General features: G+C 60.4%; 23 protein-coding genes. 18 read left to right on the top strand and 5 right to left on the bottom strand.

Annotated elements, in window-relative coordinates:
• Positions 1–72 precede the first annotated feature (72 nt).
• Together fabI and QDY28_RS05085 are read left to right on the top strand one after the other, a co-directional pair.
• Positions 73–891 (top strand): enoyl-ACP reductase FabI, encoded by an 819-nt coding sequence (gene fabI, locus QDY28_RS05090; protein WP_028750636.1) that lies wholly within the window; start codon positions 73–75, stop codon positions 889–891.
• 19 nt (positions 892–910) lie between these two features.
• Positions 911–1,504, top strand: a complete 594-nt coding sequence (locus QDY28_RS05085; RefSeq protein WP_331380579.1) for a histidine phosphatase family protein — start codon at positions 911–913, stop codon at positions 1,502–1,504.
• A 32-nt stretch (positions 1,505–1,536) separates the two neighbouring features.
• Here the strand turns inward: QDY28_RS05085 and QDY28_RS05080 are convergent, their stop codons facing one another.
• Positions 1,537–1,797 carry a DUF1344 domain-containing protein gene (locus QDY28_RS05080; protein WP_283057347.1) on the bottom strand — a complete coding sequence of 87 codons (261 nt, stop codon included), beginning with the start codon at positions 1,795–1,797 and terminating at the stop codon, positions 1,537–1,539.
• 299 nt (positions 1,798–2,096) lie between these two features.
• Between QDY28_RS05080 and aroC the strand changes: the two genes are divergently transcribed.
• Positions 2,097–3,194, top strand: a complete 1,098-nt coding sequence (gene aroC, locus QDY28_RS05075) for a chorismate synthase (protein WP_331380578.1) — start codon at positions 2,097–2,099, stop codon at positions 3,192–3,194.
• Positions 3,195–3,204: 10 nt separating this feature from the next.
• Positions 3,205–4,308 (top strand): 3,4-dihydroxy-2-butanone-4-phosphate synthase, encoded by a 1,104-nt coding sequence (ribB, locus tag QDY28_RS05070; RefSeq protein WP_331380577.1) that lies wholly within the window; start codon positions 3,205–3,207, stop codon positions 4,306–4,308.
• Between the two features lie 29 nt (positions 4,309–4,337).
• Here the strand turns inward: ribB and QDY28_RS05065 are convergent, their stop codons facing one another.
• Complete coding sequence (locus QDY28_RS05065) at positions 4,338–5,528, bottom strand: winged helix-turn-helix domain-containing protein (RefSeq protein ID WP_331380576.1); 1,191 nt, start codon at positions 5,526–5,528, stop codon at positions 4,338–4,340.
• Positions 5,529–5,636: 108 nt separating this feature from the next.
• On the opposite strand from QDY28_RS05065, the gene QDY28_RS05060 reads away from it, so the two are divergent.
• Genes QDY28_RS05060 through QDY28_RS05050 form a run of 3 tightly spaced genes read left to right on the top strand, consistent with a single transcriptional unit; the run spans position 5,637 to position 7,508 of the window.
• Entirely contained in the window at positions 5,637–6,314 is a 678-nt protein-coding gene (locus tag QDY28_RS05060; protein ID WP_331380575.1) for an energy-coupling factor ABC transporter ATP-binding protein, read from the top strand.
• A complete protein-coding gene (locus QDY28_RS05055) occupies positions 6,314–6,916 on the top strand; it encodes an energy-coupling factor transporter transmembrane component T family protein (RefSeq protein WP_331380574.1) in 603 nt (200 codons plus the stop codon). The genes QDY28_RS05060 and QDY28_RS05055 overlap by 1 nt, the downstream gene beginning before the upstream one ends.
• Positions 6,917–6,944: 28 nt before the next feature.
• Complete coding sequence (locus tag QDY28_RS05050) at positions 6,945–7,508, top strand: biotin transporter BioY (RefSeq protein ID WP_331380573.1); 564 nt, start codon at positions 6,945–6,947, stop codon at positions 7,506–7,508.
• Positions 7,509–7,580: 72 nt separating this feature from the next.
• Here QDY28_RS05050 and QDY28_RS05045 read toward each other — a convergent pair whose 3' ends face one another.
• On the bottom strand, positions 7,581–7,982 hold the full coding sequence (locus tag QDY28_RS05045) for an acyl-CoA thioesterase (protein ID WP_331380572.1): 402 nt from the start codon (positions 7,980–7,982) through the stop codon (positions 7,581–7,583).
• Between the two features lie 167 nt (positions 7,983–8,149).
• Here QDY28_RS05045 and QDY28_RS05040 point away from each other — a divergent pair, with 167 nt between their 5' ends.
• From QDY28_RS05040 to ppk2, 8 genes are all read left to right on the top strand, one after another.
• On the top strand, positions 8,150–9,091 hold the full coding sequence (locus QDY28_RS05040) for a histone deacetylase family protein (RefSeq protein ID WP_331380571.1): 942 nt from the start codon (positions 8,150–8,152) through the stop codon (positions 9,089–9,091).
• A gap of 2 nt (positions 9,092–9,093) precedes the next feature.
• Positions 9,094–9,345, top strand: coding sequence for an exodeoxyribonuclease VII small subunit (locus QDY28_RS05035; RefSeq protein ID WP_331380867.1), 252 nt, complete (start codon positions 9,094–9,096; stop codon positions 9,343–9,345).
• Between the two features lie 124 nt (positions 9,346–9,469).
• Positions 9,470–10,429, top strand: a complete 960-nt coding sequence (locus QDY28_RS05030; protein WP_331380570.1) for a TAXI family TRAP transporter solute-binding subunit — start codon at positions 9,470–9,472, stop codon at positions 10,427–10,429.
• Between the two features lie 95 nt (positions 10,430–10,524).
• A complete protein-coding gene (locus tag QDY28_RS05025) occupies positions 10,525–12,636 on the top strand; it encodes a TRAP transporter permease (RefSeq protein WP_331380569.1) in 2,112 nt (703 codons plus the stop codon).
• Positions 12,633–12,998: a DUF1850 domain-containing protein gene (locus QDY28_RS05020; protein ID WP_331380568.1), complete on the top strand. Its 366-nt coding sequence runs from the start codon at positions 12,633–12,635 to the stop codon at positions 12,996–12,998. The genes QDY28_RS05025 and QDY28_RS05020 overlap by 4 nt, the downstream gene beginning before the upstream one ends.
• Before the next feature lie 82 nt (positions 12,999–13,080).
• Complete coding sequence (locus tag QDY28_RS05015; RefSeq protein WP_331380567.1) at positions 13,081–14,004, top strand: pirin family protein; 924 nt, start codon at positions 13,081–13,083, stop codon at positions 14,002–14,004.
• Positions 14,005–14,129: 125 nt separating this feature from the next.
• Positions 14,130–16,046, top strand: a complete 1,917-nt coding sequence (dxs, locus tag QDY28_RS05010) for a 1-deoxy-D-xylulose-5-phosphate synthase (RefSeq protein WP_331380566.1) — start codon at positions 14,130–14,132, stop codon at positions 16,044–16,046.
• Positions 16,047–16,316: 270 nt separating this feature from the next.
• On the top strand, positions 16,317–17,237 hold the full coding sequence (gene ppk2, locus QDY28_RS05005) for a polyphosphate kinase 2 (protein ID WP_331380565.1): 921 nt from the start codon (positions 16,317–16,319) through the stop codon (positions 17,235–17,237).
• A gap of 162 nt (positions 17,238–17,399) precedes the next feature.
• On the opposite strand, the gene QDY28_RS05000 is transcribed toward ppk2, so the two are convergent.
• Together QDY28_RS05000 and QDY28_RS04995 are read right to left on the bottom strand one after the other, a co-directional pair.
• Positions 17,400–19,337: a methyl-accepting chemotaxis protein gene (locus QDY28_RS05000; RefSeq protein ID WP_331380563.1), complete on the bottom strand. Its 1,938-nt coding sequence runs from the start codon at positions 19,335–19,337 to the stop codon at positions 17,400–17,402.
• Between the two features lie 228 nt (positions 19,338–19,565).
• Positions 19,566–20,573 (bottom strand): DUF4424 domain-containing protein, encoded by a 1,008-nt coding sequence (locus QDY28_RS04995; RefSeq protein ID WP_331380562.1) that lies wholly within the window; start codon positions 20,571–20,573, stop codon positions 19,566–19,568.
• 126 nt (positions 20,574–20,699) lie between these two features.
• Between QDY28_RS04995 and QDY28_RS04990 the strand changes: the two genes are divergently transcribed.
• The 3 genes from QDY28_RS04990 to QDY28_RS04980 all read left to right on the top strand — a co-directional run bounded on the left by QDY28_RS04990 (position 20,700) and on the right by QDY28_RS04980 (position 23,263).
• Entirely contained in the window at positions 20,700–21,440 is a 741-nt protein-coding gene (locus tag QDY28_RS04990) for a TlyA family RNA methyltransferase (RefSeq protein WP_331380561.1), read from the top strand.
• Positions 21,437–22,687: a class I SAM-dependent RNA methyltransferase gene (locus QDY28_RS04985; RefSeq protein WP_331380560.1), complete on the top strand. Its 1,251-nt coding sequence runs from the start codon at positions 21,437–21,439 to the stop codon at positions 22,685–22,687. Before QDY28_RS04990 ends, QDY28_RS04985 begins: the two co-directional genes overlap by 4 nt.
• 258 nt (positions 22,688–22,945) lie before the next feature.
• The gene (locus tag QDY28_RS04980) at positions 22,946–23,263 is read left to right on the top strand and encodes a GIY-YIG nuclease family protein (RefSeq protein WP_331380559.1); all 318 of its coding nucleotides are present in this window, start codon (positions 22,946–22,948) and stop codon (positions 23,261–23,263) included.
• Positions 23,264–23,394: the final 131 nt, after the last annotated feature.

The following is a 23,394-nucleotide window of genomic DNA, read 5'->3' as shown; positions in this document are numbered from 1 at the left end:
CTTTCCGATGCTTGAACAGGGGATCGGCCTATGCCATAGGCAGGATCATTCGAAAGTTCAAGGGAGCAGAATATGGCTCAAGCCACTGGCCTCATGGCAGGCAAGCGCGGCGTCATCCTCGGCGTTGCAAACAACCGTTCCATAGCGTGGGGTATTGCCAAGGCCTGTTCGGAAGCCGGTGCCGAAATCGCGTTGACGTGGCAGGGCGACGCTTTGAAGAAGCGCGTCGAGCCGCTCGCCCAGGAACTCGGCGCCTTCATGGCCGGCCATTGCGATGTTACGGAACTGGCAACGATCGATGCGGTCATCGATACGCTGGAAGCGAAATGGGGCAAGATCGATTTCGTCGTGCATGCCATCGCCTTCTCCGACAAGGATGAGCTGACCGGACGTTATGTCGACACCAGCCGCGATAATTTTGCGCGCACGATGGACATCTCCGTCTACTCGCTGATCGCGGTTGCCCAGCGCGCCGAGCGCATCATGAATGATGGCGGTTCGATCATCACGCTGACCTATTATGGCGCAGAAAAGGTCATGCCGAATTATAACGTCATGGGCGTTGCCAAGGCTGCCCTCGAAGCCAGCGTGCGTTACCTCGCCGTTGATCTCGGCGGTCGCGGCATTCGCGTTAACGCGATTTCCGCCGGCCCGATCAAGACGCTCGCCGCCGCAGGAATCGGCGACTTCCGCTACATCCTGAAATGGAACGAATATAACGCGCCGCTGAAGCGCACGGTTTCGATCGACGAAGTCGGCAGCTCCGCGCTTTATCTCCTCTCCGATCTTTCCACGGCGGTCACCGGCGAAGTGCACCACGTCGATTCGGGCTATCACGCCATCGGCATGAAGGCAGTGGATGCGCCCGACATCGCCGTCGTCAAGGATTGATCAACAGGAAGCCTGAACCGTGCCGCCTCTCTATGTGATACGCCACGGTCAGACGGACTGGAATGCCGAGCGCCGGCTGCAGGGACAGAAAGATATCGATCTCAACGCCATCGGCCGCGCGCAAGCGCGGCAGAACGGTGTTGAGCTCGCTGAAATCCTCGCTTTCGAAAACCAGCCTTTTGACTTTGTCGCAAGCCCGCTCAGGCGCACCCGCGAGACGATGGAGATCGCGCGCGAAGCCATGGGCCTGCCACCGAAAGATTATCGCACCGACGAGCGGCTGGTCGAAGTTTCCTTCGGCGCCTGGGAAGGCTTCACCCTCAAGGAATTGAAGGCGACCCAGGCCGAACGCCTCGCCGAGCGCAATGCCGGCAAGTGGGACTTCATCCCGCCCGGAGAGGATGCGGAGAGCTATGAAATCCTCTCCTGGCGTGTCGGCTCCTGGCTGACTTCGGTCGATCGGCCGACCGTCTGCGTCACCCATGGCGGCGTTATCCGCTCACTGTTCCGGTTAATCGCCGATATCTCGAAAGAGGATGCCGCTGACGCGGAAATTCCGCAGGATCGCATCTTGAAAGTCGATCCGGAGACAAACATCATTGGCTGGATCTGAAAGCCGCCAGCCAAGCTGATATTTTTCGATCCCTACTGTACGATGTCGAGATCGTTGATGACGCGCTTGCCATCGACCTCGGTATAGAAGACGACGACTTTGACGCCGGCTTTCAGGCCGGTGAAATCGAAGTCCTGCGGTGCTTGATAACTCTTGCCGTCGTCCAGCGTAATGCTGAAATTCTTCTCGTCGACCTTCTTGATCGTCGCCTCGACGTCAGCGCTTTCGGCAAAACCGGCGACGGGAGCGAGAAGACTTGCCGTGGCCAGAAGGGTCGCAACAAAGAAGCGCATCGGGAGTACCCTTTAATCTCAATATCGGTGCTAAATTTGATTGGCCTCAGGTAACGCTTTGAATATGGCGGAAGTTGCCCGCAACAATGGCTTTCGCCGCCCAATTGATGAATGTGTTTTCACGATCCACAGCATGAATTAATCTTCGTTTACCATATGGATGGTGGCAGGCCCGGGATGTGCGGACTCATCCCGGAAAGAAAGATTTGCCTCGGCAGCTTTTTGGCCTATGAGTGTGCCGCAATTCCAAGAGATAAAGGCGCGGCCGCCGCCGGGCCGCAGCAATCCGGTCGTTTCCCATGTCGCACAATACATTCGGTCATCTCTTCCGCGTCACCACCTGGGGCGAAAGCCACGGGCCGGCACTCGGCTGCGTCGTCGACGGCTGCCCTCCGGGGCTGCGTTTCAAGCTTCAGGACATTCAGGTCTGGCTCGACAAGCGCAAGCCCGGTCAGTCGCGCTTCGTCACGCAGCGCCGCGAAGACGATCTCGTCAAGGTGCTGTCCGGCGTGATGCTGGATGAAGACGGCGAGACGATGATATCGACAGGCACGCCGATCTCGATGCTGATCGAAAACACCGACCAGCGTTCCAAGGATTACGGCGAGATCGCGCGGCGTTATCGCCCTGGCCATGCCGACTATACCTATGATGTCAAATACGGCATTCGCGACTATCGCGGTGGCGGCCGTTCGTCGGCCCGCGAGACCGCGGCGCGTGTCGCCGCCGGCGGTATTGCCCGCCTCGTCGTGCCCGGCGTCACCGTGCGCGGCGCGCTGGTGCAGATCGGCAAGCACAAGATCAATCGCGCCAATTGGGACTGGGCTCAGGTCGATCAAAACCCGTTCTTCTCGCCGGATCCGGAGATCGTGCCGGTCTGGGAGGAGTATCTCGACAGCATCCGCAAGGCCGGCTCTTCGATCGGCGCCGTCGTCGAAGTCGTTGCCGAGGGGGTACCCGCCGGGCTCGGTGCACCGATCTACGGCAAGCTCGATCAGGATATCGCCTCGCTGCTGATGTCGATCAATGCCGTCAAGGGCGTCGAGATCGGCAATGGCTTTGCTGCCGCCGAAATGACCGGCGAGGAAAATGCCGACGAAATGCGCATGGGCAATGATGGCAACCGTATTTTCCTGTCCAATCACGCCGGCGGCATTCTCGGCGGCATTTCCACCGGCGAGCCTGTCATCGCCCGCTTCGCCATCAAGCCAACCTCATCGATCCTCACCGAACGCCGATCGATCGACGCCGACGGCAACAACGTCGATGTGCGCACCAAGGGCCGCCATGACCCTTGTGTCGGCATTCGCGCCGTGCCCATCGGCGAGGCGATGGTTGCCTGCGCGATCGCCGATCACTACGTTAGGGACCGCGGCCAGACCGGCCGGCTGAAGTAAGGACGTCTTCATGCCTTATGACCAGAAGCGTGTCGTGGAAGCCATTCGAGCCTTCGAGGCAGGCGAGATCGTCGTCGTCATGGACGATAACGACCGGGAGAACGAAGGCGACCTGATCGTTGCCGCCGTCCATTGCACGCCCGAGAAGATGGCCTTCATTGTCCGCCACACGTCTGGAATCGTCTGCACGCCGATGCCGCGCGAGGAAGCCAAACGCCTGAACCTCAATGCCATGGTGGCGGAAAACGATTCGGCACATACGACTGCATTTACCGTTTCGGTCGACTTCAAGCACAGCACGACCACGGGCATTTCCGCCGACGACCGCACGCTAACGGTGCGCAATCTCGCCAATCCGAATGTCGGCCCGACCGATTTCCTCCGTCCCGGCCACATTTTCCCACTGGTCTCCCGCGAGGGCGGCGTGCTGATGCGTTCGGGCCATACGGAGGCCGCCGTCGATCTCTGCAGGCTCGCCGGCCTGCCGCCGATCGGCGTCATCAGCGAGCTCGTCAATGACGACGGCACCGTGACGCGCGGCCAGCAGGTGGTGGAATTCGCCGAGCAGAACGGGCTGAAGCTCATCTCCGTCGCCGACCTCATCGCCTATCGCCAGCGCAAGGAAACACTCATCGAACTCGGCGGCAGCTTCGATATCGAGACGCCCTTCGGCAAGGCGCGCGCACATACCTATTCACTGCCCTGGGATCCGATGCAGCACCTCGCCGTTGTCTTCGGCGATATCCGCGACGGCATCGACATTCCGGTGCGCCTGCATCCGGAAAACGTCGCTGAAGACCTGTTCGGCAAGCGCCGTCCGGTGGACTTCTATATGAAGAAGATTGCCGATGAGGGCCGCGGCATCATTGTCTATCTGCGGGAAGGTTCGGTGGGTGTCGGCCATTTCGATAATGGCCGCAAATCCCGGCAGACGGGCCACGAGACCCACGCCGAGGCCCAGGCGCGCGATAGCGAATGGCTGGAAATCGGCCTCGGCGCACAAATCCTGAAAGATCTCGGCGTCAGCTCGATCAAACTGCTGACCAGCCGCGAGCGGCACTATGTCGGCCTAGAGGGATTCGGTATCGAGATCACCCAGACGGAGATTTGCTGATTCTTTTTTCTCCCCTCGGGGAGAAGGTCCTAGCCGCGCCACCCGTCCAGAAATACCACCTTCTCCACCCCGGTAAAGCGCGCCACCCGGTCCAGTTCGGCTTCCAACTTTTCCAGCCGTCCAGCGGATGCCCGGACACCGGGCTCAAGCCACAGGCGTTTGACGTCCAGCGTACCCGCCTTACGATCGGCTTTCATATCGATCCGGCCGATCAGCCGGTCTCCTTCCAAGAGTGGAAAGACATAGTAGCCATATTCGCGTTTCGGCTCCGGCACGAAGACCTCGATGCGGTAGAAGAAGCCGAAGAGGCGTTCAGTGCGGTTGCGGTCGCGTATGGTCGGATCGAAGGGGCTGAGGACGCGCATGCGGGCAGGTGCTTCGGGGAAGCTGTCCACCGTCGCTGGGAAATCGGCGAAGGCGAAGGAAGGGCGTGGCTTGCCGTCCAGGGCGGGCTCGATCAACACTTCCGTCAGTTCCGCGCGGTGCATCTCGACCCAGGCCTTTGCCTCCTGCGGCGTCACCAAATCCCAGAAGGCGGCGATTTCGCCCGATGTCGCGAATCCCAGGCGCTGCAAGGCGCTGCGGCAAGCCCAATCCACGAATTCGTCATGGCCGACTTCGGGCATATGGAATTTTTCCGGCAATACGCGCTCAACGAGATCGTAGACCTTTTGGAAATTGGAGCGGCCGGCAATGGCGAATTTGCCGGTGCGCCAGAAATATTCGAGCGCGGTCTTGTTCGGATGCCAGTTCCACCAGCCGCCGGAGGTATGATTGTCGTCCTTGATCTCGCGGGCGGTGATGGCCCCGTTTTTCAGGACGCGCTCATAGGTTTCCTCGAAAGCGGCTTCGAACCCCTCCCCCCGCCATTTGCGCCAGCGCTCGATGATCGCCAGCTCCTCGCGGCGGAAGCGGTGCTTCCAATAGACGAAAAACGCGCTCGGCAGGATGGAGGCATCATGCGTCCAGTTTTCAAACAGCGCGCCATCCTTTTCCAGCAGCTCCGTCAGATGCTCGCGCCGATAGGTCTGGTTTCGCGAAAACAGGATCTGGTGGTGCGCCCGCTCGACGGTTGCGATGCTGTCGACCTGCACGTAGCCGATATCGTGTATCAACTGCAGCAGCCCGGCCTTGGTCAAGGCCCGGTTCGGCGGATTGGAAAGCCCCTGCTTGGCGAGGAAGACACGGCGGGCATCGCGGTTTGAAAGCAGATTCGTCATGCTGAGATCATAGGCATTAATTCCCATGCTTTCAAACGGGCGTTGATTTGATAATTCGCCGCAATGGGCTATAGGACCCCGATATCACGATGAAACAGGGTCCGCAGCTTGGATATCCGCTTCGACAATGCCGGCGTCAATTTCGGCCCGCGGCTTGCGCTTTCGCCGCTCAGCCTGATGTTGAGCGAGCGGCGCATCGGCGTGATCGGGCTCAACGGCTCTGGCAAGACCACATTTGCGCGGCTGATCAACGGGCTTGCCAAGCCAACGACCGGCCGGGTCACCGTCAACGGGCTGGACACCGTAACCGACGCCAAATCCGTGCTCGGCAAGGTCGGCTATATCTTCCAGTCGCCGCAGAACCAAATCATCCTGCCGATCATCCGCGACGATATCGCCTTCGGCCTCAAGGCGCGTGGCCTTGGCAAAAGCGATATCGAGGCAGCGGTGGACGGCATTCTCGACCGGTTCAATGTCCGCCACCTAGCGGAACGGCGGGCACATGAACTTTCCGGCGGCGAACTGCAGATGGCTGCCCTCTGTTCCGTGCTCGTCACCGGGCCGGACATCCTCATCCTCGACGAACCGACCAATCACCTCGATCTTAGGAACAGGGCTCTGGTGCAGACAACCATTGCCGGTCTGCCGGAACATGTCATCGTCATCAGCCATGACCTACCGCTGATAGAGGATTTCGATCGCGTGCTGCTGTTCGATGAAGGCCGGTTGATCGCCGACGCATCACCGGCCGAGGCCATTGCCCGCTACAGGGAGTTCGCCGCCTGATGCAGACGCTGCATGTCGACGCCAGCACCTGGATGCACCGGATATCGCCGCGTCTCAAGCTCGGCACGCTGGCGGCTCTCGGCCTGCTCTTGTTTCTGACGGACAAGCTCACGCTGCTCGGCCTTGCCGTTGCCATCGGCGCCATCCTGTATTTCAGTACTGGTTTGCCGGTGAGCGAAGCGCTGAAGCGGCTGCGGCCGGTCATTCTCACCATTGTCGTCGTGGCGCTGTTCAGCCTGATCTTCAATCCTGTCCATGTCGCTGTCGTCACCGTATTGCGGCTGACCGCGCTTATGCTTTTCGCGGCCGTGGTGACGGCAACGACGTCGATCGCCGCTTTCATCGACGAGATCACGGCGCTTGCCGCGCCATTGGAAAAGGCCGGCCTGCTGAAGGCCGCCGATATCGGTCTTGCGGTTGGCCTCGTCGTGCGCTTCGTCCCGGAAATTCTCGACCGTTACCGGGCCATCCGAGAGGCGCATGAGGCGCGCGGGATCAAGATCCGCCTTACGACGGCGCTCGTGCCGCTGATTATCCTAACCCTGCGCGATGCCGATAATATTGCGGCTGCGATTGACGCCCGCGGCATTCGGCGGCATTGAAAAGACACTGTTTTCGTATGGAGCCGCCATGACCACCCGCGACCTCGTTCTCTCTGCGCTTTTTGCCGCCATCATCGTGGCGCTCGGCCTGCTGCCGCCGATCTCGATTGGCATCATTCCGGTGCCGATCACGGCGCAGTCGCTCGGCGTGATGCTTGCGGGCGTGGTGCTCGGCGCGAAGCGCGGCGCGATCGCGGTGTTGATCCTCGTCGTGCTGGTGGCGATCGGCTTGCCCGTGCTGTCGGGTGGTCGCGGCGGCCTTGCCGTCTTTGCGGGTCCGACCGCTGGCTTCTTCATCGGCTGGATCTTTGCCGCCTATGTCACCGGTTATCTTTCCGAGCGGCTGGTGAATGGCGAGCAGACGGCCCTTGCCCAAGGCATCGGCTTCTTCATCGCTGCGGTGATCGGCGGCGTCGTGGTCCTCTATGCCTTCGGCATCGCCTGGCTGGCAATTGCCGCCAATCTCGGATTCACCAAAGCATTCCTAGGGTCGATGGGCTTCGTTCCCGGCGATCTCGTCAAGGCTGCCGTCGCCGCCCTCGTCGGCCGTGCCGTCATGGTCGGCTATCCCCTTTTGCCGCAGCGAAGCTGAGCAGGATTCCGAAACCGAAGAACCGCAAAGCCAATGTAAGCGGTTTCGGAGAGGATTGGATCGACCGAAGGATCAATCCAAGTACTTGTAGAGCCAGTCGCGGGTGTCTTCGGGCAGCGGCACGGGATCGTGTTCCTCGCCGCGCACGGCGAGCCAGAGGATTTCCACCTCAGCCGCCAGTTCATTGCCGGTTTCGACCATAACCATGAAGCCGATCGACTTGCCGCCGATCTTGTTGACGCTCACCGAAAAGCGGGCGAGATCGTCATAGCGCAACGCCCGATGCAGCGCGCACGAGGCCTTCGTGGCAATGTAGACCGGCTCATCGCTCACCAGCGGCCGGGCGCGCCAAAAATTCGACAACGCCGTTTCCGCCTGGGAGATGTAGGAGGCGATGAACATCTGCCCCTGCCTGTCGACATCGCGAGGCGGTACCCGCATCTCGATGACATCAGATCGTTCGACACTCATCATAACGCAAAACCTCGGCCGGCGCGGCTCGCACCTTAATGAAAGCTTAACATCGCGCCTCAAGAAGTAAACGGTTGGTAGCTCAACGTGGTTAAGATGGATTGTTGACATTATGGTGATACTGCCCATGTCCTGTATCAGACGTCATATCTCGTCTGTAGATTGGTTTCATGAGCACACGTCTTTACGAGCACCCGATTTTTCTGGAACACCTTACCCCGCCGGGGCATCCCGAGAGGCCCGACCGGTTGCGGTCTTTGAATATTGCGCTGGAGCATCCGAACTTCGAGAGGTTGGACCGGCGCAAGGCGCCGCTTGCCAGCGAGGACGCGGTGCTGCTTGCCCATCCGGAAGAGCACCTGACCTTCGTTCTGCGCTCGATCCCCGACGGGGGTGACGACGACGAGATCAACCAGCTCGAAGCCGATACGTATGCCAGCCCGAAGACGCTGCAGGCGATCATGCATGGCGTCGGGGGCGCTATGGCGGCGGTCGACGATGTGTTCTCGGGCGCGGCCGACAATGTCTTCGTCGCGGCTCGCCCTCCCGGCCATCACGCCGAGAAGAGCAAGGCGATGGGCTTCTGCTTCTTCAACAATGTGGCGATCGCCGCCCGTCATGCGCAGAAAGCCCATGGAGCCGAGCGCGTTGCCATTGTCGATTGGGACGTGCATCACGGCAACGGCACGCAGGATATCTTCTGGGATGATCCGTCCGTGCTTTTCTGCTCCACGCACCAGATGCCGCTTTACCCGGGCACCGGCAAAAAGGACGAGCGCGGCACGCACAATACCATCGTCAACGCGCCGCTTTCGCCCAATACCGGTGGCGACCATTTCCGCGAGGCTTTCAAATCGCGCGTATTGCCGGCGCTCGATGATTTCCGCCCCGACCTCATCATCATCTCCGCCGGCTTCGACGCCCATCATCGCGATCCCCTGGCGCAATTGAATCTCACAGGTGAGGATTTCGACTGGGCGACCGGGCGCATCCTGGAAGCGGCAGACCGCAGCGCCAAGAACCGGGTCGTCAGCCTGCTCGAAGGCGGCTATGATCTGGAGGGTCTCGCCGAATCGGCAGGCCTGCATATTCTGCGCATGATGAAGGGTTGATGATGAACGAAAGCGCCAAAGTGGATGTCTCCGGCTATTCATTCGAAAAGGCTGTGGCGGAGCTCGAAAGCATCGTGGCGCGGCTGGAACGCGGCGACGTAGCGCTCGACGAATCCATCGCCATTTACGAGCGCGGCGAAGCGTTGAAAAAGCATTGCGAGACCTTGCTCTCGGCGGCGGAGAACCGCATCGAGAAAATCAGGCTCGATCGGGCCGGCAAGCCGCAGGGTACGGAACCGCTGGACGGACAGTAAGGCAAAACGCTCGCCAGGAGAGCGGTTCTCCGGTTTTGCATCCTCCGATCTTCAACCTCTCATTGACGCCATCCGGCTCTCCGCCCATGATAGCGCCGTTGATGATTGATTGGGGAGGACAATCGTGAAGCGCACCGCAGCCAATTTTCTTGTTGCCAGCACGCTGGCTCTTACTGGCATCCTTACGGCAACCACTGCCAAGGCCGACGAATTCATCAATGTGCTGACCGGGGGAACATCGGGCGTTTACTATCCGCTCGGCGTGGCGTTGGCGAAAATCTACGGCGACAATATTCCTGGCGCCAGAACGCAGGTGCAGGCCACCAAGGCTTCCGTGGAAAATCTCAATCTTCTGCAGCAAGGCAAGGGCGAAATCGGATTTTCGCTTGGCGATTCCGTGCAGATGGCCTGGGACGGCAACAAGGATGCCGGCTTTCCCGGCAAGCTCACCAAGCTCCGCGGCATAGCCGCTATCTATCCGAATTACATCCAGATCGTCGCCTCGAAGGAATCGGGCGTCAAGACGCTCGCCGACCTGAAGGGCAAGAGCCTTTCCGTCGGAGCGCCGAAATCAGGTACGGAGCTGAACGCCCGCGCCATCCTGCAGGCCGCCGGTATGAGCTACAAAGAGCTTGGCAAGACCGAATATCTGCCATTTGCGGAATCGGTCGAGCTCATCAAGAATCGCCAGCTCGATGCAACCCTGCAATCGGCCGGACTGGGCGTCGCATCAATCCGCGACCTAGCAACCTCATTGCCGATCAATGTTGTGGCCGTGCCTGCCGCCGATGTCGCCAAGATCGGAGCGCCGTATATTTCCGTGAAAATTCCGGCGGGCACCTATGAGGGTCAGACGGAAGACGTGGAAACGGCAGCCGTCGGCAATTTTCTCATCACGCATGAGGGCGTCTCGGACGAGACCGTCTATCAGATGACGAAACTGCTCTTCGAAAATCTCGGACAGTTATCTGCCGCTCACGCCGCGGCAAAAGCGATTGATCGCTCCAAGGCCCTCGAGGGGATGCCAGTGCCCTTACATCCCGGCGCGGAGCGTTACTACCGCGAAGTGGGTCTTCTGAAATAGCGAGGTTTTGGGTGCGTCGAATCCCATCGGGACGAAGCGCACCGCCAACACCGTCGCAATCGCAGAATTCCAAACCATCGAAGCCGGGGGCAGCAATGACCGATATCGAGTCCGGGCAGCAATATCTCGCACCGCATTCCGCCGAAGAACCTATCGAAGGCCTTCCGCAGGGATTCGGCGACGGGCTATCCGGCCGCGTCGCGTTCTGGATCGCTTTCAGCTTTTCATTGTTTCAGCTCTGGACGGCTGCCTATGGCACCTTGCCCAGCCAGATCATACGCGCGATGCATGTCGGCTTTCTGTTGCTGCTCGGCTTCGCGCTGCTCGGAAATCTCGTGGCCAAAACGGCGTTTGGCAAAACGGTGCTATGGGCGCTCGGCATCATAGGTTTCCTGACGGGTATCTATAACTGGGTCTTCTATGCCGCGCTGATCGAGCGCGCGGGTTTCCTAACAGACATCGACCTGGCGGTCGGCGTCGTCCTGATTGCTCTCGTCTTCGAAAGCGCCCGCCGGCTGATGGGCCTGCCGCTGACCATCATTGCCGGGATCTTCTTCCTCTATTGTTTCGTGGGCAATCATTTGCCTTCACCTTTCAACCACCGAGGTTATGATTTCGCGCTGATCATCGAGCAATTCAGCTACGGCACAGAAGGTATCTACGGCACGCCGATCTACGTCTCGGCCAGCTATATCTTCATCTTCGTGGTCTTTGCCGCCTTTCTCGAACGCGCCGGAATGCTGGCGCTGTTCAACGATTTCGCTCTCGGGCTGGTGGGCACCTGGCGCGGCGGGCCGGCGCAGGTCTGCGTGCTCTCCTCGGCGCTGATGGGGACGATCTCGGGTTCGGGCGTGGCAAACGTCGTCGCCAGCGGGCAATTCACCATTCCGCTGATGAAGCGCTTCGGCTTCCGTTCCGCTTTTGCCGGCGGCGTCGAAGCGACATCATCCATGGGCGGACAGATCATGCCGCCGGTGATGGGTGCTGTCGCCTTCATCATGGCCGAAACCCTCAATGTCCCTTATGCGGAAATCGTCAAGGCAGCGTTGATCCCCGCCTTCCTCTACTTTGGCGTCTGTTTCTGGATCGTCTATCTCGAGGCCGGCAAGGCCGACTTGAGGGGCATGAAGAAATCCGAACTGCCAAACCCCTGGCAGGCAGTCCGGCAGCACTGGCCGCTGGTGTTGCCACTTGCCGCCCTCGTCTATCTCCTCTTTGCCGGCTATACGCCGATCTACGCCGGAACGATGGGGCTGGCGCTGGTCGTCGTGCTCATTCTTGGAACCCCACTTTCGGCGCTCATCGGTCCGAAGTTTCTGCGGGGCGTGTTCTGGATCATCCTTGGCATTGCCGCTGCTTCCTTCACCGAATTGGGCGTGAACATTCTTGCCTTGGTGATCGGCGCCCTGGTCCTTGCCTGCGTCTTCTTCAAGGGAGGACGCGAGACGCTCGCCATCTGCCGTGATTCGCTGGCCGAAGGCGCCAAGAATGCGCTTCCGGTGGGCATAGCCTGTGCGATCGTCGGCATCGTTATCGGCACGCTGACATTGACCGGCATCGCCTCCACCTTCATCGGGGCGATCATCAGCATCGGCAAGGACAACCTCTTCCTTTCGCTGGTGTTGACGATGCTGACCTGTCTTGTGCTCGGCATGGGCATTCCGACCATTCCGAACTACATCATCACCTCATCGCTGGCGGGACCGGCGCTGCTGCAACTCGGCGTGCCGCTGCTCGTCAGCCATATGTTCGTGTTCTATTTCGGCATCATGGCAGACCTCACGCCGCCGGTGGCCCTCGCCGCCTTCGCCGCAGCCCCCATGGCGAAGACATCGGGCCTGCGGATTGCGGTGCAGGCGACGAAACTTGCCACGGCTGGCTTCGTCGTTCCGTTCATGGCGGTGTACACGCCGGCGCTCATGCTGCAGGACGGCGGTCCGCTTGCGGCCGCGTGGGGTTATCCCGTCGAAGTCGCCTACATCGTCGTCAAGGCCTGTTTCGGCATCGCGCTCTGGGGCGCCGCATCGGTCGGCTTTCTGCTGGCACTCCTGACGCCCTTGGAACGCTTACTCGCCTTCGCCGCCGGCGTCAGCCTTATTGTTGCGCTGCCCTTGACGGATGAGGCGGGGTTTGCCGTCGGCGCAGCGGTAATCGCCGTTCATTGGTGGCGCAACCGTCATCCACCGCGAAAGCCGGTTACACCATGAGCCTGTGCATTCTTACCGGCGGCAAGCTGATCACGCTCGCGGCGACGGCATTCACGCTGCAATGGACGCATTCGATCGAAAAAACCGAATGGCGAGAGGCTTGGAACGTCCAGCCGGCCGGTTTGGTGCTGACTGAGGCTTGGATCAAGGGTTCGGGCGCGGGTATGGAACCGGGAGATGATGCCGTCCTGAAAGACGGATGGTGGAACTGGAGACCAAAGCGGCAGCCGATCGCGAGGCTGTCGCTCGCCGCATCGGGCAAGACAATCAGCGGTTGGACTCTCTGCCACGACGGCGAATGCCTGATATTGGGAAGCAAGGCAGGCGATGACGCGGTCATCGGCTCATGCCCCCTTCAATAGGAGGCGACATCGCTGCAGCTTCTGCTATCCCTAGTTCCTCTTTCCCGTTAAGCTATTTTGCAATTTCAACGGAGCGCTCGCCATGTCCTTCTTTCCTGGCAAAGATCCGCTGCCTGGCGATTCCTTCGCCTGCGACGCGATCGAGCATCTCATCATTCCGCGCACCAGCGATCTCGGCGGCTTTTTCGTCCGCCGCGCGCTTCCGAGCAGCCGGCGGCGGCTGGTGGGACCGTTTATCTTTTTCGACCGCATGGGACCGGCGGTGCTCAGGCCCGGCGAGGCGCTGGATGTCAGGCCGCATCCGCATATCGGCCTGTCGACCGTGACCTATCTTTTCGATGGCGAAATCCGCCATAGGGATAGTCTCGGCACGGAAAAGGTCATTCGCCCCGGCGATATCAACCTGATGACGGCCGGCCGCGGCATCGTGCATTCGGAGCGCACGCCTGAGAATCTGCGCGATCACCCATTCGCCATGTCCGGCCTTCAAACATGGCTGGCACTCCCCGATGACAAGGAAGAGATCGATCCGTCCTTTGCCCATACGGAGAAGGACGATATGCCTGTAATCTCCGACGGCGGCGTAATGGGGCGCGTAGTGATCGGCAGCTTCGAAGGCCTGAAATCACCGGTAAAATCCTTCTCCGACACACTTTATGTCGATCTTCAGCTCAAGCCCGGCGTGAAGTTCCCGTTCGGTCCGGGACATGAGGAACGGGCGGTCTATATTCTCTCCGGCTCATTGATCGTTGCGGGTGACCGTTTCGAGCAGGATCAGCTTCTTGTCTTCCGCCCCGGCGATGCCATTACCCTGGAGACGGCTGAGAAAGGCTGTCATCTGATGCTTTTTGGGGGTGCGGCGCTCAATTCGAAGCGCTATATCTGGTGGAATTTCGTGTCTTCTTCCAAGGAACGCATCGAAAAGGCCAAGGAAGAATGGCGCACCGGCCGTTTCGACATCGTGCCGGGAGACGAGGAAGAGTTTATTCCTTTGCCGGAAAGCTAACGGGTTCATAACAATGCCAAATGTTTCTTGTTCAGGCAGTCCTTGAATTCGTCGTCTTCTGACGCAATCTGTTTTGACACAAAGGCGGGCCGCCGCCCAAGAATAGCAAGAAAGAGGCTTCAGCCTTGACACACATGCCAGAGACGCCCCTGCTGGACCAGGTCCACTATCCTTCCGACCTGCGAAAGCTGGAGGACCGGGATTTGCCGCAACTCGCCCGCGAACTTCGCAACGAGATGATCGATGCGGTATCGCGCACGGGTGGACATCTCGGCGCCGGCCTTGGCGTCGTCGAACTCACCATTGCCATCCACAATGTCTTCGATACGCCGAATGACCGTCTGATCTTCGACGTCGGCCATCAATGTTATCCGCATAAAATCCTGACCGGCCGGCGCGACCGTATCCGAACGCTGCGCCAGGAAGACGGGCTTTCCGGCTTCACCCGCCGCGCAGAGAGCGAATACGATCCCTTCGGCGCTGCGCATTCCTCAACGTCTATCTCCGCCGGTCTCGGCATGGCGGTCGCCGCCGAACTCGACAAGACCGACCGCCGCGTCATTGCGGTCATCGGCGACGGCGCGATGTCGGCCGGCATGGCCTATGAGGCGCTGAACAATGCCGGCGCGCTTGATGCCCGGCTGATCGTCATCCTAAACGACAACGACATGTCGATCGCGCCGCCGACCGGCGCCATGAGCGCCTATCTCGCGCGCCTCGCCTCCGGCCGCACCTATATGGGCTTTCGCGATTTCGGAAAGAAGCTGACCGCTTATCTCGGCAAGAATGTCGACCGCGCCATTACCCGCGCCGTGGAGCATGCACGGGGCTACGTCACCGGCGGGACGATGTTCGAGGAGATGGGTTTCTACCATATCGGCCCCATCGATGGTCATTCCTTCGACCATCTGCTGCCGGTGCTGCGGAATGTGCGGGACCATGCGCAGGGGCCGGTGCTGATCCATGTCGTAACGCAGAAGGGCAAGGGCTATCCGCCCGCCGAAGCGGCGGCCGACAAATATCATGGCGTCAACAAGTTCGACGTCATCACCGGTGCACAGGCCAAGGTAAAGCCGAATGCGCCGAGCTATACCAGCGTCTTTGCGGATGCCCTCGTGCAGGAAGCCATGCTCGACGAGAAGATCGTCGGCATTACCGCTGCCATGCCGAACGGCACCGGGCTCGACAAGCTGCAGGAATTTTTCCCGTCCCGCTGCTTCGACGTCGGTATTGCCGAGCAGCATGCCGTCACTTTCGCGGCTGGCCTCGCCGCCGAGGGTTTCAAACCGTTCGCCGCCCTCTATTCGACCTTCCTGCAGCGCGCCTATGACCAGGTGGTGCATGATGTTGCGATCCAGGGCCTGCCGGTGCGCTTCCCGATCGACCGCGCCGGCTTCGTCGGCGCCGACGGGCCGACGCATGCCGGCTCCTTCGATACGGCCTTCCTCGCCAGCCTGCCCGGTTTCGTGGTCATGGCCGCCGCCGACGAGGCGGAGCTGAAGCATATGGTGCGCACGGCCGCCGCCTATGATCTCGGCCCGATCTCCTTCCGCTATCCGCGCGGCGAAGGCGTCGGCATCGAGCTGCCGGAACGCGGCGAAATTCTCCAGATCGGCAAGGGCCGCATCGTCAAGCAGGGTTCGAAGGTGGCGCTGCTGTCCTTCGGCACGCGCCTCGCCGATAGTCTCGCCGCCGCCGAGGATCTCGACGCCGCCGGCCTGCCGACAACGGTTGCCGACGCCCGCTTCGCCAAGCCGCTGGACCACGATCTCATTCGCCAGCTTGCCAGCCATCACGAGGTGCTCATCACCATCGAAGAAGGCTCTGTCGGCGGCTTCGGCAGCCAGGTCATGCAATTCCTCGCCACCGAAGGCCTGCTCGACAATGGCCTCAAGATCCGCGCGCTGGTCATGCCCGACATCTGGATGGAGCAGGCAAAGCCCGAAGTCATGAACGCCAAAGCCGGCCTCGACCGAGCCGGCATCGTGCAGACGGTGTTCAAGGCGTTGGGCCGCAGCCGGATTATCGAGGCTGCCGGGTAAGCTCGGCTAAACTCGCCATCAATCTACCGTTAGTCCGAGGCCTGAAGCTTCCGGCACATGATATGTCATGCGTGTTGGGATCGGCCCGGGTCTTCCGGGTCATCTCTGGTGTTCGGCTTGCTTTACCTTCCCTCTTGCCGCAATCATTCATCCATCTGTCATGAACAAAGCGGAACTTGCAGCAATGCAGGAACGGGCATGTTTGCGTTTTTAGGAGCGATCATGCCTTCGACTGTTATCGTTAGCTGCCATCGACAAGCGGAGAGAACCTTGCGCAATCCAGACAAAGAACACGAGCATTCCGATTGGCTTGAAGCGGAATTGGCCGATACGCTAGATGAAGACTACGAATTGGAACTTTCGGAACCGGCTCTCTCCGAAGAGATCCGAAAGATCTACCAGAAGGTGCATCCGGCTGCGATGCCGCGCATCGAATACTTCCGCGCCTTGCTGTCGCTGCAAGCCGAACTGATCAAGCTGCAGGATTGGGTGACCTATCACAAGGAGAAGGTCGTCGTGATCTTCGAGGGTCGCGACTCGGCGGGCAAAGGCGGAGCCATCAAGCGGATCACCCAGAGGCTCAACCCACGCGTTGCCAGGGTCGTCGCGCTACCGGCGCCATCCGATCGCGAAAAGACGCAATGGTATTTCCAACGCTACGTACCCCATCTGCCGGCGGGCGGCGAGATCGTTCTCTTCGACCGGTCCTGGTACAATCGCTCCGGTGTCGAGCGTGTGATGGGCTTTGCGACGGAAGATCAGGTCGAACAGTTCTTCAACGACGTGCCCGAGTTCGAACGCATGCTGGTTCGCTCCGGAATCCGGCTTGTCAAATACTGGTTTTCGATCACCGACGAAGAGCAGCAGCTTCGCTTCCTCGTGCGCATCCATGATCCCCTGAAGCAGTGGAAGCTGTCGCCGATGGATCTGCAATCCCGCGTGCGGTGGGAAGCCTATACGAAGGCCAAAGAAGAAACCTTTGCGCGCACGAACATTCCGGAAGCACCCTGGCATATCGTCGAGGGCAACGACAAGAAGCGCGCCCGCCTGAACTGCATCGACCATCTGCTCAAGCAAATTCCCTATGAGGACGTGCCTCACGAGGACATCACCCTACCGGAGCGGATCTTCAATCCCAACTACGAGCGCAAGGTCCTGCCGCCGGAGCTTTATGTTCCGTCCAAGTATTGAGGAACGCAGCGCTGGCTATAACCATCTTGCCGGTTGTCGCTAACTGGGATCTGTCTCGCCTCGAAATAAGCGAGACAGATCGTCGTTCGAAACAGTCTACGCCCGAGCCTCCGGTGCCCGGTAAAAAGAGCGGAGGAGGTCGGCGTCAGAAAGACGCCTTGCTCAAAATTCCTCCCACTCATCCCGGGCAACTGCCGCGGTAGCGGCCTTACCGCCAAACACCTTTGCAACCGTCCGGCCCAATGCCCTTGCAGGGGAAGCGGCCGGCCGCGACTGGGCGGTGACGGCCGCCGGGCGCTTGGATTCGCGGGGCATGTCATTCAGACGGAACTGGTGCAGGAGTTCGTTGAGGGAGGCAGCCTCGCGGGCGAGTGCATGGCTCGCCGCCGTCTGTTCCTCGACCATGGCGGCATTCTGCTGCGTGCCCTGGTCCATGTTGTTGACGGCGGTGTTGATCTCCTGGAGGCCCGTCGACTGTTCGCGGGTGGCAATGACGATGGCGCCGACGTGGCGGTTGATCTCCTGCACTTCCGAAACGATCAGTTCCAACGCCTTGCCGGTCTCTCCGACCAGCGACACGCCGGTGTTGACCTGATCGCTCGACGTGTTGATCAGCGCCTTGATTTCCTTGGCGGCGTTCGCCGAACGCTGTGCCAGCTCGCGGACTTCCTGGGCGACGACCGCAAAACCTTTGCCGGCATCGCCGGCGCGTGCGGCTTCGACGCCGGCATTGAGAGCCAGAAGGTTGGTCTGGAAAGCAATATCGTCGATGACGCTGATGATGTTGCTGATCTCGCCCGAGGATTTTTCGATTTGCTGCATGGCAGAGACCGCCTTACGCACCACGTCGCCGGATTTCTCAGCGCCCTGGCGGGCGCGTTCGACGAGATGGCCGACATCTTCGGCACGCTTGGCCGAATCGCGAACCGTCGTCGTCACCTGCTCGAGGGCTGCGGCCGTCTCTTCGACGGCGGCGGCCTGCTGTTCCGTGCGGTGGGCAAGATCGTCGGCGGCCGAGCGGATTTCGGCGGCGCCCGCATTGATCGCCGAGGCATTGCGGCCAACCGATTGCAGGGCGGCTTCCAGCTTTTCGACGGCATTGTTGAAGTCGACGCGAACAGCGTCGAACTGCGGCGCGAAGGCGCGGTCGAGGCGCGCGGCGACGTTGCCAGAGGCAAGAGCGGCAAGTCCGCCGGCCAATCCCTCCATCGCGAAGCGGATCTCGCCCTCTTCGCGAGCCTTCTGCTCGTCGCTCGTCTGACGTTGACGCTCGGCATCGGCGCGCATGCGGTCGGTTTCGCCGGCAAGACGCAGCTTCTCGATTGCCGCATCCTTGAAGACGAGGACGGCATCGGCCATGCGGCCGACTTCATCGCCACGGCCGATGGCCGGTACGTCGATATTGTGCTCGCCGCTGGCAAGGCGGCCCATGGCGGCGGTCATGCCGACGATCGGGCGAACGATGGTGCGTGCAAGGAGCCAAGCAAGCACGGCAGCGGCCAGCGAGGCGATGATGCCGCCGGCAATCAGCGTCATGCGAAGATCGCTATTCGCTTCGTCCTGGGTGGCTGACAAGGCAGCGGCCTTGGCGCGGGCAGCCTGCTTGATCTTGGCTGCCGCCTCACGGAAACCATCAAGCTGGCCCTTGGTCTCGTTCTGGCCGATCTTGACGATCTGATCGAGTGGCATCTCCGTTTCCTTGCGCGCCTTCATCTGCGGCTCGGCGAGCTGGTGGAAATAGAGGTCTGCGGCCTTCTGCATGCCGTCGATCGCCGAAAGCAGATCGGGCTCGTTGGCGGCAACCGCCTTGGCGGCCGCCATGCTCTTCAGCATGCGATCGCGATTGGTGCCGACGTCGCCATAGGTGCTATTGCTGCGCAGCAGCAGGAAGCCGCGTAAATTGACGGCCTGTTCCAGCATGGCCTGCAGGGAATCGTCGATCAGATTGACGAGCTGCTGTGACTTGGCCTGTTCGGCGGCGGCCCCGGTCGATACTTCTTCCTTGGCGTAAACGAATATGGAAACGCAGGCGAAGAAAGCGATAAGTGCGGCAAAGGTGATGGCGAGTTTGCCATTCAAGGAAAGGTTCTTCGCAAACATGGGCGAGCGCCTCCTGAGCGCTGGTCCTGGTAAACATCGACGAACCCGCTCGGAGAGCGCGGCCGGATGCTCGAAAATTCAGGGAAGAGGCATGATTGGGCGCGAAGGCGCGAAGCCGTCATGGCAGGCGGGTGTCCCCGAAGAGGACAATCGCAATCCTATGCATAACTAGATGCTACAACTTTAAAATCATTTAACTCTGTGCAGTGCGAGAGGCGCAGCTATACCCTAATTTTGAGATACTGCATTGAGGATCAGAATATCGAGGTCATGCTCAGGAGAAAAATCCTTCGCTGTCATCTGGAAGGTCGTGGGGCCGGTCTTTTTGACGCCGCTGCCGCAGAAACTGACGTAGTTGTCCGGGCTGCCCTTATCGACGGTTAGCTGGAAATGTTTGATCGGACCGGACCAGTTGGCGCCTGTGCTCAAAACATAGGAAATCCAGCTTTCGGTATAGCCGCGGCCGCCCTTGTCGGCGGCGTCGGATAGTTTAGCAGCAGTTTTAAGGAAAGCGTCGTCCACGCAATATTTGGTCTGATAAGTTTTGAGCTGCTCTTTCTTGTAGTCATCGTCCCCAGCAAAGGTGATGGCGACCGTGCCGCCAACGCTCGGCTTGTAGCGATGCTGGACGCTGATCTTGGCGCCGGCCGGAAACTTGGTGCGCCACCAATAGGTCGTGTGCAAGGTCCAGATCGGCGTCGAATGACGCTTCATGCCCTGGCCGTCATCATCATATTCGTCATCGGTAATGAGGCCCCGCGCCGTCCAGTCCTCGAGCACATCAGGCGGCAGCTTCGCAACCGCTTTGAACGCGGCAGAGCCGAGCGGTCGCAGTGGAATATTGTGCGCCTTCAGCTCCGCCGTCATATCGATACCGGCGACTGTCACGTTCTGCTGGAGAGTCGGCGTGATCGGTTTGCCGTCCTGCATAACGGTGAAATCGAGGAAGTTGTCGGCATCGGCGTCCTCGATGGCGACCGTGCTATCGAGGACGCCCTCGATATCCGGCATGGGGAAGGCAACGACGCTTTCGACATCCTTGTCCGAGGTGTTCTCGAAGATGTAATCGACCTTCACCTCGGTCGGAGAAATGAAGAGCTTTTCGTCATCCATGCTGATATCGCCGGTTCGGACATAGGTGAGGCCACCGGTCTTGAGTTCGGCCATGCTATCATTCGCCAAGGCCGGCATAGCAATCATCGCCATAGCCGTCGCATAACCGCAAATCCCGCGCATTCGAGCCCCCATCAACCGCCGGTTTGCGGCGATTATGGTCAGATGCCGCATAGCGTCAACGCCGAGATCAGCCGCCATCAACACAAAACGCTTGCAACGCAGACCATTGCCCGGCATGGACAGCCCATGTCCGAACCGCAACGCCTCGACCAGCTTCTCGTCTCCCTTTCACTTTTCGCCAGCCGTTCGCGGGCGCGCGACGCCATTCAGCGCGGCACGGTAATGGTTGACGGCAAGGTGGTGAGCAAGCCGGGGGCGTTATTTACCGAAGATGCTGAGATCGCGATCGACGATCCGGCTCAGGACTATGTGTCGCGGGCCGCGCTGAAATTGGTGACGGCGCTCGATCATTTTCAGCTCGACCCAAAAGGGCAGCACTGTCTGGATGTCGGCGCCTCGACCGGCGGCTTCACCGAAGTGCTGCTGCAGCGGGGTGCGGCGCATGTCACCGCCATCGATGTCGGCCACGGGCAGATGCATTCGCGCATTTCAGCCGATCCGCGCGTGACCAATATCGAAGGCCTGAACGCCCGCAACCTGACCGCCGAGGATATTGGCAAGCCCATAACCTTCATCGTCTCGGACGTCTCCTTCATCTCGCTGAGGCTGGCGCTGGCACCTGCCCTGGCACTCGCAGAGCCGGGCTCGCACTGCGCGCTGCTCGTGAAGCCGCAATTCGAGGCCGGACGCGAGGCGATCGGCAAAGCCGGCCTGTTGAAGGACCCCTCCTCCGCTCCGACGGTCGCGGCAGAGCTGGAACGCTGGCTCATCGAAGACATCGGCTGGCGGAGCCTCGGCCTCATCCCCTCGCCGATTGCAGGTGGCGACGGCAATCAGGAATTTCTTCTCGCAGGGATCAAGCCATGAGCACCGAAACCGTGACCATCCAGAAGCTCGGCGCCCAGGGCGACGGCATTGCACAAGGCGCTGACGGGCCGATCTATGTGCCTTTCACCCTGCCCGGCGAGAGTGTTGCCATTGCCCGCGTGAAGAGCCATGGCACGTTGATGTCGATTGCGTCTGCCTCGCCCGACCGGCAGGAGCCGCACTGTCGGCATTTCGGCCCGGAGGGCGTCAACGGTGCCTGCGGCGGTTGCACGCTGCAGCATTATGCGGATCAGCCCTATCGCGGCTTCAAGCGCCAGCTCGTGATCGATGCGCTGCGCTCCAAGGGGCTGGCGCCCGAGGTCGACGACATTATCGCTGCCCATCCAGGCGAGCGCCGGCGCGTCGTCTTCGCCGCGCGTAAGACCGAAAAGGAGATGCTGATCGGCTTCAATCAGGCCGAAAGCCACCATATCGTCGCCATTCAGGAATGTCCGATCGCGTCTGTTGGAATCATGTCACGGCTGCCGGCAATCAGGGCGGTTGGGGCAGCGCTTGCCGTCAGCGCGGAAGCCTTTCGCATCTCCGTTCTAGAGACGCTTTCCGGTCTCGATATCGCTGTCGACGACATCAAGAAGCTCTCCGACAAGCAGCGCCGCAGCGCCATCGAGACCGTTCTCACCCTTCGCGGCATCGCCCGCGTCTCATTGAACGGCGAGATCCTGGTCGAGCCGATGAAGCCCATGGTCGAGTTCGGCGGTGTCCAGGTTTCGCCGCCACCGGGCGCCTTCACCCAGGCGACGAAGCCGGCGGAAGACGCCATGGCCGAGCTGGTCGCTGCCCATGTCGGCAAGGCGAAGCGCATCGCCGATCTTTTCGCCGGCAGCGGCACGTTCACGCTGCGCCTAGCGCGCATCGGCCGCGTGCATGCGGTGGAAGGTGAAGACAAGCCGCTGGCAGCGCTCGACCATGCGGCGCGCAACACGCAGGGGCTGAAACCTGTGACGATTGAACGCCGCGACCTTTTCCGCCGGCCGTTGATGGCGCAGGAGCTGAAAGCCTACGACGCCGTCGTCTTCGACCCGCCCCGCGCCGGTGCGGAGTTTCAGAGCAAGGAACTGGCTCGCTCCGCAGTCAAAAAGATCGTTGCGGTCTCGTGTAATCCGCTGACGCTGGCGCGCGATCTAGCCCTGCTTGTCGAAAGCGGCTACCGCATCACGAGGGTAACACCGATCGACCAATTCCTCTGGAGCTCGCATGTCGAGGTCGTGGCGGCGCTGGAGAAGTAACGACACAGGCTTAGGGGGCCGACCCTCGTGGTTCGAGACGGCCCTGCGGGCCTCCTCACCATGAGGGCGGAGGGCCACCTTCATAGAGCGTCCTTCGACAAAGTTAGGACGTGGGATGCTGAGTTTTGAGGAGATTAGCCCTCATGGTGAGGCGGGAGCGAAGCGACCCTCGAACCACGAGGGCGGATGAGGGAAAAGATTTGATTGCTCATACACTTAATGGTAGCAATCAACTCATTCCAGCTTGAAAGCTCTATCATGGAAGTCACCGTCTACATTCTTCGCTGCAGCGATGGCTCCTATTATACTGGTCTCACCAAACAGGAAATCGAAGCGCGCGTCTGGGAACACAATGCAGGCATCTACGATGGCTACACCGCCAAACGCCGGCCTGTCGAATTGGTGTTTCATGAAATCTATGACCGCATCATCGATGCCATCGCCCGCGAGCGGCAGATCAAGGGTTGGTCGCGCCGGAAGAAGGAAGCGTTGATCGCATTGGATTATGAAGCTTTGCCTGCTTTGTCGCGGCGAGGACCCGCAGGGCATAAGCTAAACGGAGATGACCGGGAATAAGGGGCCGACCCTCGTGGTTCGAGACGGCCCTTCGGGCCTCCTCACCATGAGCGCGGAGTGACTCGTCGGTAAAATACCCCTTCAATAAGCTGGAGGTGCAGGGCGATTTTCCAGCTTATATCGGAATGCCC

Origin of the sequence: Rhizobium sp. BR 362 (assembly GCF_036528765.1) — a bacterium.
Classification (GTDB): domain Bacteria; phylum Pseudomonadota; class Alphaproteobacteria; order Rhizobiales; family Rhizobiaceae; genus Rhizobium.
This window is presented reverse-complemented; position numbering and strand designations above follow the sequence as displayed.

Coding starts and splice junctions, on each gene's coding strand:
- fabI (WP_028750636.1), top strand. CDS start 73: ATGGCTCAAGCCACTGGCCTCATGGCAGGCAAGCGCGGCGTCATCCTC.
- QDY28_RS05080 (WP_283057347.1), bottom strand. CDS start 1,797: ATGCGCTTCTTTGTTGCGACCCTTCTGGCCACGGCAAGTCTTCTCGCT.
- aroC (WP_331380578.1), top strand. CDS start 2,097: ATGTCGCACAATACATTCGGTCATCTCTTCCGCGTCACCACCTGGGGC.
- ribB (WP_331380577.1), top strand. CDS start 3,205: ATGCCTTATGACCAGAAGCGTGTCGTGGAAGCCATTCGAGCCTTCGAG.
- QDY28_RS05065 (WP_331380576.1), bottom strand. CDS start 5,528: ATGACGAATCTGCTTTCAAACCGCGATGCCCGCCGTGTCTTCCTCGCC.
- QDY28_RS05055 (WP_331380574.1), top strand. CDS start 6,314: ATGCAGACGCTGCATGTCGACGCCAGCACCTGGATGCACCGGATATCG.
- QDY28_RS05050 (WP_331380573.1), top strand. CDS start 6,945: ATGACCACCCGCGACCTCGTTCTCTCTGCGCTTTTTGCCGCCATCATC.
- QDY28_RS05045 (WP_331380572.1), bottom strand. CDS start 7,982: ATGATGAGTGTCGAACGATCTGATGTCATCGAGATGCGGGTACCGCCT.
- QDY28_RS05040 (WP_331380571.1), top strand. CDS start 8,150: ATGAGCACACGTCTTTACGAGCACCCGATTTTTCTGGAACACCTTACC.
- QDY28_RS05035 (WP_331380867.1), top strand. CDS start 9,094: ATGAACGAAAGCGCCAAAGTGGATGTCTCCGGCTATTCATTCGAAAAG.
- QDY28_RS05025 (WP_331380569.1), top strand. CDS start 10,525: ATGACCGATATCGAGTCCGGGCAGCAATATCTCGCACCGCATTCCGCC.
- QDY28_RS05020 (WP_331380568.1), top strand. CDS start 12,633: ATGAGCCTGTGCATTCTTACCGGCGGCAAGCTGATCACGCTCGCGGCG.
- QDY28_RS05015 (WP_331380567.1), top strand. CDS start 13,081: ATGTCCTTCTTTCCTGGCAAAGATCCGCTGCCTGGCGATTCCTTCGCC.
- QDY28_RS05000 (WP_331380563.1), bottom strand. CDS start 19,337: ATGTTTGCGAAGAACCTTTCCTTGAATGGCAAACTCGCCATCACCTTT.
- QDY28_RS04995 (WP_331380562.1), bottom strand. CDS start 20,573: ATGCGCGGGATTTGCGGTTATGCGACGGCTATGGCGATGATTGCTATG.
- QDY28_RS04990 (WP_331380561.1), top strand. CDS start 20,700: ATGTCCGAACCGCAACGCCTCGACCAGCTTCTCGTCTCCCTTTCACTT.
- QDY28_RS04985 (WP_331380560.1), top strand. CDS start 21,437: ATGAGCACCGAAACCGTGACCATCCAGAAGCTCGGCGCCCAGGGCGAC.
- QDY28_RS04980 (WP_331380559.1), top strand. CDS start 22,946: ATGGAAGTCACCGTCTACATTCTTCGCTGCAGCGATGGCTCCTATTAT.